This is a genomic window from Bacillus fonticola, assembly GCF_012955605.1.
GTDB classification, from domain to species: Bacteria; Bacillota; Bacilli; order Bacillales; family JC228; genus Bacillus_CG; species Bacillus_CG fonticola.
Genome location: NZ_CP052135.1, coordinates 267,360 through 282,098 on the forward strand (window position 1 = coordinate 267,360; position 14,739 = coordinate 282,098).

Here is a 14,739-nt window from a genome sequence, read left to right on the forward strand (position 1 = left end):
TATAACAATATAAACCTTGATAAACTTTTATCAAGGTTTATATTGTTATATCGAAAGCACACGTGGATAAGAGAGGAACTACATCGATGAAAAAATTAGTCATGATTGTTGATGATCAAGACGAACTGAGAGAGTCTATTTCAACATTTTTACAAAATGAAGGCTATGAAACGATAAATGCTCGCAACGGAAATGATGCCCTGCATCTTCTTGAAGAGAACCCAAATGTCGATATCCTATTACTCGATGTCATGATGCCCGAAAAAGATGGCTATGTGACGTTGCGTGAATTACGCGCTGCTAAAAATAAAACCCCAGTCATTATGCTTACAGCTAAAACAGATGAGATCGATAAACTGCTCGGGCTTGAGATGGGTGCAGATGATTATATTACCAAACCATTTAGTTTACGAGAGGTTGTAGCTAGGATGAAGGCTGTCCTAAGGAGATCATCAAGTGAACAAACAGACGATGAGTGGATCGAGCAAACAGATATAACAATTAACCTATCGACATATGAAGTCTTTGTCCACGGAAAAAGGGTTAATTTAACCCCTACAGAATTTAAAATTTTAGCGACACTTGCAGAAAGACCTGGTCGAGTGTATAGCAGATTACAGTTGATGAACATTGCAATGGGAGAAGCCTTTGTTAATTATGAACGTTCAATTGATACCCATGTTAGTAATTTGCGGAAAAAGCTAACAGACGTCGGATCTACCGTTGCCATCGAAACTGTTTACGGAATTGGGTATCGTTTTGGAGTGGGTTCATGAAATTAAGGGTGAAAGTGTTGGTCTCCATGACGGCAGTGGTTGTATTCATGGGATTGTTTCAATCTTTATTTCTTCAATCACGTGTAGAGACAATGTTTGAAAGTTATCTTTCGGAAAGTGACCAAATGAAAGTTGACATGTTGAAGAGAGCCGTCACCTCTTACTATTCCGCGGCAGGTTCACTTGAAGGTGTGGGTCAAACTCTTGAGATGTCAAACCGTATGAATATGGGAAGCGTGATGGGGTATACAGGAACTATTGAGATGATAATTTTAGATTCTTCGGGTGAAATTGTAGCGAATACGACAGATAATATGAACAAGAATAACAGGGTGTCAATAGAAGAACCACTTGAAGTAAACGGGGAAACCGTTGGAACGTTCATTGCGTATCCAGAAAAGAGCGCGTCCGTTTCACGTCTTGAACAGCAATTCGTCCAATCGGTCAATTTAACGATCCTGTTTGGGTTCCTGTTTGCGGGTGTGATTACTTTGCTGATTGGATTCTTTCTTTCAAATAAAATAACAAGACCCCTTTCTCAGCTCGTTTCAGGCATTGAACATGTGTCAAAAGGAAATACAAAGTTTCGAGTAACGATTGATTCAAAAGATGAATTCAAGCATCTTGGTGAAGCTTTTAATCAGATGACGGACACACTGGAGCGTACAGAGCGTATACGGAAATCCCTCGTTGCTGACGTTGCTCATGAACTAAGAACACCCCTTTCCATCATCAGAGCTAAACTCGAATCCATACAAGCTGGAGCAGTGGAAGCTACTGAAGAAGTGATCTTGCACGTAAGCGATGAAGTTTACCGCCTTTCAAGACTTGTCAATGACCTACAGCAACTAAGCCTTGCAGAATCAAGAACATTACCACTACACAAAGAGCGTACAGAAATGAACAGGTTCATTGAATCTATTCTTGCTCAGTTTAGGTGGTTTGCAGAAGAAAAAAGGATTGCACTTCATTTGAATAGAAGCGCTACTGCCATATTCCCTGAAATAGATCGTGATCGGATCACACAAGTCGTCGTGAACCTTCTCGGCAATGCTATTCGTTATACGCCCGAAAATGGGATAGTGACGATCGATGTATGTAAGGAAGGTCAATCAGTTGTCCTTTGCTTTCAAGACACGGGGCCCGGCATTGATGAGCAAAATCTTCCCTTTATCTTTGAACGCTTCTATCGTGTAGATGAATCTCGTAAACGGGATAAGGGTGGCGTAGGACTGGGTCTTTCCATTGCAAAAGGCTTTGTTGAAGTACATGGAGGGAATATCAACGTGACCAGTAGGAAAGGGAAAGGAACGCAATTTAAAGTTACATTACCGTTATCTGGTTAGTGTCGTTGTCAGCACTACCGATAGGCTAAAATGGTGAAAAAGCCCCTTTCAGTGGAACCGGCCTATCGGTAAGGGGTCTTTGCGATGGGATGGCCTACTTATATTATCGAAGGTAAGAATGAAAAAATTAGATCTGTCCTCGACAGAATGAGATAGACACTTCTAGTTAACTTTTGTTTTTCCCCCTCTTCTCAAGGAAGATGAATACGTTTGTTACCCACTTGGAAACTATAGAAAGCACTAAATATAAAAGAAAAATATCAAAGTAATTCATCTTAATTATTTGAAATAATCCTAAATATACCAATAAAGGTTTAAACACAAAAGCCAAAAATAAACACAATAAGGTGATGTAAAGGTAATAATTCTTTTTATGGTGAAGGGTCCATTGATAGACAAGCATATAGGCTACAGGAACAAAAGACACATCGAGAGCAAAATTCGAAGGTAAAATCGGTAGTACTTTATATGGATAGAAGGCACTAACGCGACTTGTTGAATAGGCATCGATGTAAGTAAAAAACACGTGAACATTATATCCATAGAAGCCTAACAGAAGAGCTTTTCTCCTATCGATTACAATAAATAAAGTAATTAAAGGCAGGATTAAAAAGGCAACGTTTGCCCAAAATTCCCATGTTCCAAAATTGGAATGATCCATCCAATAATCAAACCACGAGTTCGATTGTTCGAGCTGTATTTCCTTTAAATGTTGTATATGTTTCTCTTGTCTGTCACTCACATTGATATCCTCCAAGCAGTCATATTTACGTGGATATATTGTTTGCAAATCTCGGTATATTATTTAAGCGGAAACGGTGAGTCCCTCACTACGTTAATAAAGCACCGTGAATCTGTACGTTCAATTCCCCTACTAAGCCACTTTTCAGCGCACAGCTAGAAAAGTGTGTTGTGATACAATACTAGAAAGTTCTCATACGGGGGGAGTAGCTTGGGGAAACATTTATTTAAATTAGATAAGGAATTACTAGATTTAAATATGTTTGAAATGGATGCTTCACTTGTTCACTTTTTTCAGGAGATCGACATTGATCACGCTATGGAATTTGAGATGTCCAATGATCATGGTTTATCCAGGAAGTTTAAGGTGAATTGGGATGACAATACGCTTTACGGGCGGGGGATAAAGGGCTTTTTCTCCCCATACGAGGCAGCCTATTTATTAATTGAACAAACTGTGAACGGCGAAATTAAAGTGTCTTTGCCTAAAGATCCTAATCATGCCACCGTCGGACAAGAGTTTCTTGTGGGAAAAGATCGACTTGAAAATGTCATTTCTGCCATGAGGGGCTTTCAACAGGATTCCGACATTTGGTTTCAGTTATATCAAAAATCTCTCGAGTTTCGGGTTAGTGCTGATGACGACAGCTTGATTTCCATTCCTTATATACGAGAAGCTCAAACGTTTGAGTATCAGTTGAAAACAGTGAAAGCCGTTATGAATCGCTTGAAAGGAAGGGCTTTGTTTTCTGATGAAGTTGGGCTTGGTAAAACAGTAGAGGCTGGCATTGCTATGCTGGAGTATATCATGCGTGGCCTTGTTAAAAGGGTACTAATACTTACACCCCCTTCTCTCGTGCAACAGTGGGAAAATGAGATGAAACGGAAGTTTAACCAGGATTTTATTAAAGCGGACGATCCGGAGTTTAAAAAAAGGGAAAACGCATGGTCACACTACAATAAGGTAATTGCCTCTATATCGATGGCTAAAAGAAAGCAACATAGGGAGGCTATTTTTCAGGAGCATTACGATTTAGTGATTGTTGATGAAGCCCACCATCTTAGAAATCGAAATACACAAGCGTGGAAATTTGTTAATGGTATTAATAAAAAATACATTTTCCTTTTGACCGCAACACCCGTGCAAAACCATTTAGAAGAACTTTATAACCTTATCACCCTATTGAAACCGGGTCAGCTTAAAACGTACAGCTACTTCAAAAGAAATTTTATTGAAAGTAAGGATGGTATTGAAGCAAAAAATGTGGACAAGTTGAAAGGTTTGCTTTCTGATGTCATGATTCGCAACAAACGAAGCAATGTCGATGTTCAATTTACTAAAAGAAAAGCTTACACAACCATCGTTGAATTCCCTGACACGGCACACGATTTTTATGAAGATATTAGTACGTTTATTCGCAATAAGTATAGCGAAGCGGAACCATCCATCACCCGATTTCAATTAAAAACGTTGCAAGAACAAATGGGCAGCACTTTTACAACCATGGTAAATACTTTGGAAAATTTATCATCGAAAGATAATCTATCTTCTTTTGATCAAAAGGCACTTAAACGGTTTTCAGAAAGAGCACAAGAGGTTGTGAAGAAGGAAGCCGAAAACAATCCTAAGGTCGAGCAACTCATTTCAATATTGAAAAACTTTAATGATAAAATGCTTGTCTTTACGAAATATAAATCCACTCAAGCGTACTTGGCACAATTATTAAAAGACCACGGCTTTAAGGTTGCTGAATTTCATGGAGGATTAAGAAGGAAGGAAAAAGAGGAACAGATTACTTACTTTAAGGAACAAGCAGACGTCCTCGTAAGTACGGAAGTGGGAGGAGAGGGCCGAAACCTTCAATTTTGTAATGGAATGATAAACTTTGACTTGCCGTGGAACCCAATGGCGATTGAACAGAGGATTGGACGAATTCATCGTATTGGACAAGAAAGAGATGTATTTGTATATAATCTTGTCGCAAAAGATACAATCGAATACTATATTCTTGATTTACTCGATCGTAAAATCAATATGTTTGAGCTTGTAGTAGGGGAAGTTGATGCAATTCTCGGCAATATAGAGGATAATGCAGACTTTTCTGACCTTATGATGAAGGCGTGGACTGAGTCAGCCGACAAACAGGCGATGCAAAAGGAACTCGAACAAATTGGCGACAAACTTGTTGAAAATAAACAAAAGCTCCTAAAACAAAAGCAATTAGATGAGAAATTGTTTTGATAAAACGCAGATGATGAAGGAGGGGTGCTGGTGCAGTTGCAAAAGTTCGTCTCAGAAGTGATAGAAGGATTGGGGGGCGTCGTTGTACCCGTTGAATATGCTTTATGTCAGGTGCTCATACCAGAGGATTATCAAGGTTTTTTTCAAGGTAAGAGTGAATTAGATCTGGCCTTTGATTTTGAAGTGGCACAAGAAAATCCTCAATCTGAATTTGTGACCTTTGGTAGTTATATTTTAGAGCAAGTCCTCACCATTGCTAATTTAAAGGCAGTAAGTGGTGTAAGGTTTTCAGAACTGGACCGTGTCATCCTTGCTAATCCTCTGAAAAAAATAGCTGATTTCCTTAGTGAAGATTTAAAAAAAGTGACGCTCCTAAATGAAAACCAAGTCATGGGTATTTGGGTGGCTTTTGAATTTGGTATTGCCATCATTTCTGACGAGAAAGACGAAAGAATGGAGCAGCTCTGGGTCAACTTAATGACTGGTGAAGTATCAGAAGCGATGAAGCATGAGCAGAATCGCATCATTTACACAGACAAGCCAGTGTATCATTATCCCATTCCAAAAGACGTGAATATAGAAGAGGCATATAGAACAGCTTATTGCCATGTAGAAACGAGTGTAAAAGCGGAACAAAAAGAGCTACTACAAAACGAACGGCTACAAAAGGACATGAACAGAATTGAAACGTATTACGATGAATTACTTAATGAAAATGAAAAGAAAACGAATCGAAAAGGGTTAAGTAAGGAAAAAATTAGTGAGATTAAAGATAAATCTAAAGTCATTAACTTGGAAAAGAATAAACAATTACAAGAAATTCAAGATAAATATCAAGGAAAAATAGAGATCACTCTCAATCATGGCATCATGTATTTTATCCCGATGATTCAGTATCACATTGATATTCGTTCTCGCTCTGAGAGCAAGACACAAACACTTTATTATAATCTCATTACGAAAAACTTTGAGAGAGGAGAATGACGGGGACGGGAATGACCATTATTGGGTACACTGGCGGTGCCTGACCCCAGTGAGCAATGCGTTACACAGTAAGGGTCGGGCACCGCACCCTCTCCACTCTTAATCTATTCGATTTCTTTCTCCGTTCCCCCCGTGACATCTTGAAATAAAGATGGTGAAAGCCCCCTTGCTAGCCTATTTTTCACAACCTTCACTTTTTCGTGTTCCCTGCCACCTTCCCTACCTTCTTCCCTTCCTTAGATTTCAAGAAAAAGATGAGTATGGTGGTGTGGTCATACCGGAAACTAGCCCACCCGATATTTATCAAACTTTTGTCAAATGTGTAGCGAGAAGCGAGTAAATAGCACAATAAGATTTCGACATCATTCGAGGCGTACTAATTCCGAAATTATTACCTTCGAAATTGCATCTCGTCAGTGTAAGCGCTTTATAAAAATTTACAATTCCTTTTCGATTGTCTCCTGTTTGTTATCTGGACAAGGTTGGAAACGCTTTCAATAAGTCTTCCTATTCAAAATAGTCAGACTTATAGTCATATACTTATTGACCTTGGAATTGAATAGTTGTAAGATAATTTGCAACACAGTGAATACAGAGTAGGTAGAATTTTTTACCCAGTGTGGTTTACAAAGTAGGGAAGACCTTGGTTCATGATTCCAGATGATGGTAGATGAGATAAGGTTATTCTTTTAACGATTAAGTTTAGCGGTTAAAAGCGGTAAAGTGAATCTGTCAATGAGAGGAGTGGTGATGTATGAGCAATCAGTGGATTTTTTTGGGTGATGAGTTAGTGAAGAAAGAAGAGGCAGTTGTTTCGGTTTACGATCATGGATTTTTGTACGGAGACGGGGTATTTGAAGGGATTCGTGTATACAGTGGAAACATTTTCAGGCTTGCAGAACACCTGCAGCGGCTGTATGAATCTGCGCAATCGATCATGCTACAGATACCTTACACGAAGGAGGAATTGGAAAGCATTATTGTTAAAACCATCCGCAAAAATGAACTTGAGAGTGCTTACATTCGAGTCGTCGTCTCCCGCGGACCTGGAAATCTTGGTTTAGACCCAGCGCTTTGCTCACAACCACGCGTCATAGTGATCGCAGAAGAATTGTCTCTTTTTCCTAAAGAACTCTACCAACGTGGGCTAAAGGTAGGTTCTGTTGCTACTCGAAAGAATCGACCAGATGTATTGAGCCCTCAGGTCAAATCGCTGAACTATTTAAATAATATTCTAGTAAAACTTGAAGCCAATCAAGCGGGTGTCGATGAAGCCATCGTGTTAAATGAGCAAGGATATGTAACCGAAGGATCTGCGGATAATATTTTCATCATGAAAAATGGCACGATCATCACCCCTCCAGTTTATCTTGGAGCGTTAGAAGGGATTACTCGAAATGCCATCATTGATTTAGCAAGGGCCAAAGGGTATGAGGTGAAAGAGGCTCCGTTCTCAAGGCATGACGTGTATGTGGCTGACGAAGTTTTCTTGACTGGGACGGCAGTTGAAGTGATTGCAGTCGTTGAAGTAGATGGTCGAAAAGTGGCGAATGGGCAACCAGGGAAAGTCACAAATCACCTGTTGTCTGAATTCAGACGACTGGTCACCACTGATGGAGTGAAGTGCTACGCCACAGCAACGGAACATGTAGTAAGTTAGGAGGCTTTACATTGAGAAGTGACATGATTAAAAAAGGAATCGACCGTGCTCCCCATCGCAGTCTACTGTATGCAACGGGAGTGCAAACGAGAGATTTAGAAAAGCCATTCATCGGTGTTTGTAACTCATACATTGATATTATCCCGGGTCATCGCCACTTAAATAAGTTTGCAGAGGTTGTGAAAGAAGCGATTCGTGAAGCTGGCGGAATCCCTTTCGAATTTAACACGATCGGCGTTGATGATGGGATTGCCATGGGACATATCGGGATGAGGTACTCGCTCCCAAGCCGCGAATTGATTGCTGACAGTGCCGAGACCGTCATTAATGCCCATTGGTTTGATGGGGTTTTCTACATACCTAACTGTGACAAAATTACCCCAGGCATGCTCATGGCAGCTGCCAGGACCGATGTACCTTCTGTTTTTGTTTCAGGTGGGCCGATGGAAGCAGGTGTCTCCTCAACCGGAAAAAACCTCTCCCTAGCCTCTGTTTTTGAAGGGGTGGGTGCCTATCACAAAGGGGCGATGTCACAGAAAGACTTGCTCGAACTTGAAGCAGCAGCCTGTCCGACGTGTGGATCTTGTTCTGGAATGTTCACGGCGAACTCCATGAATTCACTGATGGAAATGCTCGGTGTCACCGTTCCTGGAAACGGAACCATCGTTGCTACATCTGATGAACGTCACGAGCTAATCCGTCAGGCAGCAACCCATTTAATTGATTTAGTAAAAAAGGACATTCGTCCTAGTCATATTTTGACGAAGGAAACCTTTGATAACGCTTTTGCGCTCGACATGGCGATGGGTGGATCCACGAATACCGTTTTACATACATTAGCGATCGCTCATGAAGCCGGAATTGAATACAACTTAGAAGACATCAATCGAATTGCTGAAAAGGTACCTTATTTATCTAAAATAAGTCCTGCCTCTGACTATTCCATGGAAGATGTTCATCGAGCAGGTGGTGTGAGCGCCATTATAAATGAACTTTGCAAAATTGACGGATTACTTTATAAAGAGCAAATTACCATTACCGGCAAAACGTTGGCGGAAAATGTGAAGGATGCCAAAATCCTTGATACGAACGTAATCCGAACAAAAGATAATCCATATAGCCCTGTCGGTGGACTCTCTATTCTCCATGGGAATCTCGCTCCAGATGGAGGAGTCATCAAAGTAGGTGCAGTCGATCCATCGATTAAAACCTTCCTAGGTGAAGCGATCATCTTTGAATCACAAGAAGAGGCTCAAGCAGGCATTGATGACGGCACTGTCAAGTCTGGACACGTGGTCGTCATACGATATGAAGGGCCTAAAGGTGGACCGGGGATGCCTGAAATGCTGGCGCCTACTTCGGCGATTGCAGGACGTGGATTAGATAAGGAAGTCGCCCTCATTACGGATGGCCGTTTCTCAGGTGCTAGTCGGGGCATTTCGGTGGGGCATATTTCCCCTGAAGCAGCTGAAGGGGGTCTGATTGCTTTCGTCGAAAATGGTGACAAGATTTTAGTGGATTTGGAAGCTCGTTCCATTGAACTCATCGTGGATGATGCCATTCTGAACGAGCGGCGACAAAACTGGGTGAAACCCGAAATGAAAGTGAAAAGTGGCTATCTAGCCAGATACGCAAAGCTTGTCACCTCCGCTAATACAGGCGGTGTCATGAAAATATAAACCATCACATCTATTCTTACTGGCAGTGTGAATAAGCCTTATACAATTCCATCACAAACAAAAATGATGACGGGAAAAAAGAGATAAGAAAAGTGTATTCACAGAGAGCCGGGGTTGCTGGAAGCCCGGAAATACACCTTATGTCGACATCCTCCCTGAGTGTTGAGCTGAACGGATTCTCTTAGTAGGCTCGATCAGGTGTTCATAACAAGCACCTGTTACCAAAAGAAACCTTCTTTAAATGGCAGACGTTCTATTCTCTGCTTTTCTCTAAAGATGGCTTCACAAGGCAGCATTCGTAAGGGTGCTGTAAAACCGGGTGGTACCGTGAAAAGCGAAAAGCCTTTTCTCCCCGAATATTCTGCACACATGCAGTTTGTTGGGAAGAAAAAGGCTCTTTTTGTGCGAATAAACCACTTACAAACTAATGGTGATGAAACTTGGAACAATTTGAAGGAGGGATGAAAAATGGTGAAAGTAGAAGCAGAACGGGCTAGTGAAACGAGCCAGTCACAGAAAACGGGAGCAGATCTTCTCGTTGATTCTTTGATAAAAGAGGGGGTGACAACTATCTTTGGTTACCCGGGTGGCGCTGTCTTACCTATTTACGACGCTATCTATAGGGCAAAAGGGGCATTCCAGCATATTCTTTCCCGTCATGAACAAGGGTCCATTCATGCCGCAGAAGGTTACGCAAGAATTTCTGGGAAACCCGGAGTAGTGATGGCAACTTCAGGACCTGGTGCAACAAATCTCGTGACAGGAATTGCGGATGCCATGATGGATTCTTTACCACTCGTCATATTCACGGGGCAAGTGGCAAGCGGGGTGATTGGGACAGATGCTTTTCAAGAAGCCGATATGATGGGCATTACGACACCGATCACGAAGCACAATTACCAAGTGCAATCAATCATAGATCTGCCTCGAATTGTTAGAGAGGCGTTCCATATTGCTTCTACGGGGCGCCCTGGACCTGTTGTTGTAGATATTCCAAAGGATATTTCAGCCTCCCAACTGTCCCAGGATACGTTTGAGACAGATTACCATTTGCCGGGTTATCAGCCAACGGTGAAGCCGAATCCTCTGCAAGTGAAGAAGCTAGCTGATTCGCTGGTGAAAGCGAAAAGGCCGCTCATCCTTGCAGGTGCGGGTGTCTTGCACGGAAAAGCATCAGAGGAATTAAGGGACTTTGCCATAAAATACGATATTCCGGTCACAACAACGCTACTTGGACTTGGCAGTTTTCCCGGGGACCATCCGCTTTCGCTCGGAATGGCTGGGATGCACGGAACTTACACTGCCAACATGGCGCTATATGAATGTGATTTGCTGATCAATATCGGGGCTCGTTTCGATGATCGCTTAACGGGAAACCTACAGCACTTTGCACCACAAGCGATTGTTGCTCATATCGATATCGATCCTGCAGAGATCGGGAAAAATGTGGTCACCCACATTCCGATTGTTGCTCATGCCAAGTTTGCATTACAGGAATTACACTCACAAGCAACCGGATCAGCTGCACATCAAGAGTGGTTAGTCGAACTTGAAGCGAATAAGAAAAGCTATCCGCTTTGGTATAACCAACCTCAGCAACAAATGTGTCCGCAGTGGCTTATTGCGTCCATACATCAAGCCACAAACGGAGAAGCCATTATTACAACTGATGTCGGTCAGCATCAGATGTGGGCTGCTCAACATTATACATTTACCACACCGAATAAATGGGTGACTTCAGGTGGGCTTGGCACAATGGGTTTTGGCTTTCCGGCAGCGATTGGAGCAAGCCTTGCCGCACCGGAAGAAACAGTAATTGCGATTGTTGGTGACGGTGGGTTCCAAATGACGCTGCAAGAGCTATCCACACTTCAGGAAAAAAGATTGCCCGTCAAAATTATCATTGTGAACAACGGTGCACTTGGCATGGTCCGTCAATGGCAGGAGGCGTTTTACGATAAACGGTATTCGGAGTCATTACTTCATACCCAACCTGATTTTGTCAAACTTGCGGAAAGCTACGGTATTCGTGGGGTGAAGGTGGAAAGTCAAGAGGAGCTTAACCGCATCCTTCCAGAGGTTCTTGGCTGTGGTGGACCGCTTTTAATGGACTGTCGCGTCATTGAACAAGAAAATGTCTACCCTATGGTGGCACCTGGTAAAGGCATTCAGGAGATGATTGGAGTGAAACCATGAAACGGGTCATAACAGCCACTGTGCAAAACCGAAGCGGTGTCCTAAATCGGATAACAGGCTTATTACAAAGACGTCAATTCAACATTGAAAGTATCTCCGTCGGTCGAACGGAGGTAGAAGGGATCTCGAGAATCACCATTGTCGTCGCCGTTGCCGATAATCAAAAACTGGAACAACTAACGAAACAATTAAACAAGCAAATTGATGTATTAAAAGTATCCGACATTACAGACAAAGCGATTGTGGCAAGAGAGCTGGCCCTGATTAAGGTCGTCAGCAGCGGTCAGCTTAGAGGTGAGATTCAAGGAATTATTGAACCTTTTCGCGGATCCATTATTGATGTCAGTAAGGATAGTTTAGCTGTTCAAGTGACTGGAAAGCCCGAAAAGATCGAAGCCTTAATTGATTTACTAAGACCTTATGGGATTAAAGAACTGGCACGGACGGGGCTCACCGCTTTCTTACGTGGTCATCAGCCGGAAGTGACTGAGTTGAATTCTTATTCCCTATTAAAATAAAAAACTCGAAAGGATGATTGTAATGGCAGAGGTATTTTATCACAACGATATGAATGAAGAGGTTTTGAAAGGGAAAAAAATCGCAGTGGTCGGCTACGGATCTCAAGGCCATGCACATGCATTGAATTTAATGGAAAGTGGCTTTGATGTGGTCGTTGGACTTAGAGAAGGCAAGTCGTGGGATCAGGCGGTGGAAGATGGCGTACATGTCCAAACGGTAGCAGAAGCAACGGCTGACGCGGATGTGATTATGGTGCTTCTGCCCGATGAAAGTCAGACGAAAGTATATGAAGAAAGTATCAAGCCGAATTTACAGCCAGGAAATGCACTTGCTTTTGCACACGGATTTAACATTCACTTCAACCAAATTGTTCCCCCATCACATGTCGATGTGTTCTTGGTGGCACCGAAAGGTCCGGGTCACCTCGTTCGACGGACATTCAACGAAGGAGCGGGGGTTCCTGCACTCATTGGTGTCCATCAAGATTTTACTGGGGAAGCGAAGGAACTCTCACTTGCCTATGCAAAAGGAATTGGAGCGGGTCGAGCTGGCGTACTCGAAACGACCTTCCAGGAAGAAACAGAAACCGATCTGTTCGGTGAGCAAGCGGTCTTGTGTGGGGGATTAACGAGCCTGGTCAAAGCTGGATTTGAAACCTTAACCGAGGCAGGATATCAACCAGAAGTCGCCTATTTTGAGTGTTTACATGAGTTGAAGCTAATTGTTGATTTGATGTATGAAGGGGGACTTGAAGGCATGCGTTATTCTATTTCCGATACCGCTCAATGGGGTGACTTTGTATCAGGACCACGAGTTATCAATGAGGAAACGAAAGCACGCATGAAGGACATTCTTCATGACATTCAAACAGGTGAATTCGCAAAGGGGTGGATTGTTGAGAACCAAGTCAATCGCCCGCAATTCAATGCGATCAATGCAAAAGAAAACCAACATCCGATTGAAAAGGTAGGAAGGGAGCTTAGGGAATTAATGCCGTTTGTTAAGCAGGCGCAAAAACGGCAAAAGGAAGTGGTTCCTAATGGCGCACATTAACATTTTTGATACGACCCTTCGCGATGGCGAACAGTCCCCGGGTGTGAACTTGAACCATTTTGAAAAGCTTGAGATGGCAAGACAGCTAGAACGGTTTGGTGTCGATGTGATGGAGGCGGGTTTTCCTGCCTCTTCACAAGGCGAATTTGAGGCCATTCAAGAGATCGCACGTACCATTAAGAATGTTTCTATTACAGGTTTGGCACGATCGGTTACATCGGATATCGATACAGCATGGGCAGCTTTAAAAGATGCCGAGGAGCCTAGATTACACGTTTTTTTAGCTACATCTCCCATCCATATGACTCATAAGCTGAAAAAGACACCGAAGGAAGTGATCCAGCTTGCCGTCGATATGGTAACTTACGGAAAATCGAAATTCCCGTTCGTTCAATGGTCTGCTGAGGATGCTTCTAGGTCGGATCTTGACTTTCTCGTCCAAATTATTGAAAAAGTAATTGATGCCGGTGCATCCGTGATCAATTTGCCTGATACGGTCGGATATACCTCACCTGAAGAATACGGGTCCATGTTTCAATATGTGAAAAAACACGTGCCGAATATTGATCAGGTCACGTTATCTGCCCATTGTCATGATGATCTAGGATTAGCCGTCGCCAACTCCCTGGCAGCGGTTGAAAACGGAGCGACCCAAGTAGAAGGAACGATCAACGGCATTGGTGAACGCGCGGGGAATGCAGCGTTAGAAGAATTTGCAGTGGCCTTGAACATTCGTAAAGATCGATATCCTTTTACGACGAATCTAGTCTTAAAGGAGATTAAGCGTACTAGTGATCTTGTCTGTAAGCTAACAGGCATGGTCGTTCCGGCGAATAAGGCAGTCGTTGGAAAGAATGCCTTTGCCCATGAGTCAGGCATCCATCAAGATGGCGTACTCAAAAATGCAGCGACCTATGAAATTATTACACCGGAATTGGTCGGTGTCCAATCGAACAGTTTAGTTCTAGGCAAGCATTCCGGTCGCCATGCCTTTCATCAAAAGGTGAAGGAATTAGGCTACCAGCTTTCAAAAGAAAAGTTAGCTGATGCTTTCCGTTCATTTAAAGTATTAACCGATCGGAAAAAAGAGGTGACAGATGAAGACTTGTTCACCATCTTGACAGACATCCAAACGATGAATACAACCGATAAGCGCTATGAACTGCAAGCGTTTCAAGTGCAGTATGGCTCTTCTAACCTTCCGACGGCGACTGTTGCCTTATCGACACCTGCGGGAGAGCGGGTGGAGACAGCTTGTACAGGGCAAGGAAGTGTGGAGTCCCTTTATAACACGTTAGAAGCGTTGATCGACGAGAAGATTCACCTCACCGACTATTCGCTAAGTTCGGTCGGTCAAGGGCGTGATGCTCTTGCAGAAGCTCATGTCAAAATGACGGTCAATGGCATTCGAGTAAGCGGGCGTGGGGTTGCTCAAGATGTTCTGGAAGCTTCCGCACAAGCCTTCATAAATGCGGTCAATCGTGTGTTTTTAACAGCTCATTTCATGAAGACCACCCATATGTAGACCACTGAAAAGGAGGTT

11 protein-coding genes are annotated in these 14,739 nt (G+C 42.7%); 10 read left to right on the forward strand and 1 reads right to left on the reverse strand.

All coding sequences use genetic code 11. The features are described 5' to 3' along the window. The first annotated feature begins 86 nt into the window (after positions 1-86). Both HHK01_RS01390 and HHK01_RS01395 read left to right on the forward strand, forming a co-directional pair. Positions 87-776, forward strand: coding sequence for a response regulator transcription factor (locus tag HHK01_RS01390; RefSeq protein WP_170006065.1), 690 nt, complete (start codon positions 87-89; stop codon positions 774-776). Continuing rightward, entirely contained in the window at positions 773-2,122 is a 1,350-nt protein-coding gene (locus HHK01_RS01395; protein ID WP_170006066.1) for a sensor histidine kinase, read from the forward strand. The genes HHK01_RS01390 and HHK01_RS01395 overlap by 4 nt, the downstream gene beginning before the upstream one ends. A 166-nt stretch (positions 2,123-2,288) precedes the next feature. Here HHK01_RS01395 and HHK01_RS01400 read toward each other — a convergent pair whose 3' ends face one another. Further along, entirely contained in the window at positions 2,289-2,864 is a 576-nt protein-coding gene (locus HHK01_RS01400; protein ID WP_170006067.1) for a hypothetical protein, read from the reverse strand. A gap of 210 nt (positions 2,865-3,074) precedes the next feature. Between HHK01_RS01400 and HHK01_RS01405 the strand changes: the two genes are divergently transcribed. The 8 genes from HHK01_RS01405 (at position 3,075) to HHK01_RS01440 (ending at position 14,721) form a co-directional block, all read left to right on the forward strand. Further along, the gene (locus tag HHK01_RS01405) at positions 3,075-5,105 is read left to right on the forward strand and encodes a DEAD/DEAH box helicase (RefSeq protein ID WP_170006068.1); all 2,031 of its coding nucleotides are present in this window, start codon (positions 3,075-3,077) and stop codon (positions 5,103-5,105) included. A gap of 30 nt (positions 5,106-5,135) precedes the next feature. Further along, positions 5,136-6,089, forward strand: a complete 954-nt coding sequence (locus tag HHK01_RS01410; protein ID WP_170006069.1) for a hypothetical protein — start codon at positions 5,136-5,138, stop codon at positions 6,087-6,089. Between the two features lie 754 nt (positions 6,090-6,843). Then, positions 6,844-7,749 carry a branched-chain-amino-acid transaminase gene (gene ilvE / locus HHK01_RS01415; RefSeq protein ID WP_170006070.1) on the forward strand — a complete coding sequence of 302 codons (906 nt, stop codon included), beginning with the start codon at positions 6,844-6,846 and terminating at the stop codon, positions 7,747-7,749. A gap of 11 nt (positions 7,750-7,760) precedes the next feature. Further along, a complete protein-coding gene (gene ilvD / locus HHK01_RS01420) occupies positions 7,761-9,428 on the forward strand; it encodes a dihydroxy-acid dehydratase (protein WP_170006071.1) in 1,668 nt (555 codons plus the stop codon). Positions 9,429-9,896: 468 nt separating this feature from the next. After that, positions 9,897-11,624, forward strand: coding sequence for a biosynthetic-type acetolactate synthase large subunit (ilvB, locus tag HHK01_RS01425; protein ID WP_170006072.1), 1,728 nt, complete (start codon positions 9,897-9,899; stop codon positions 11,622-11,624). Beyond that, positions 11,621-12,142, forward strand: a complete 522-nt coding sequence (ilvN, locus tag HHK01_RS01430) for an acetolactate synthase small subunit (protein ID WP_170006073.1) — start codon at positions 11,621-11,623, stop codon at positions 12,140-12,142. Before ilvB ends, ilvN begins: the two co-directional genes overlap by 4 nt. 22 nt (positions 12,143-12,164) lie before the next feature. Continuing rightward, positions 12,165-13,196, forward strand: coding sequence for a ketol-acid reductoisomerase (ilvC, locus tag HHK01_RS01435; protein WP_170006074.1), 1,032 nt, complete (start codon positions 12,165-12,167; stop codon positions 13,194-13,196). After that, positions 13,183-14,721: a 2-isopropylmalate synthase gene (locus HHK01_RS01440; RefSeq protein ID WP_170006075.1), complete on the forward strand. Its 1,539-nt coding sequence runs from the start codon at positions 13,183-13,185 to the stop codon at positions 14,719-14,721. The genes ilvC and HHK01_RS01440 overlap by 14 nt, the downstream gene beginning before the upstream one ends. Positions 14,722-14,739: the final 18 nt, after the last annotated feature.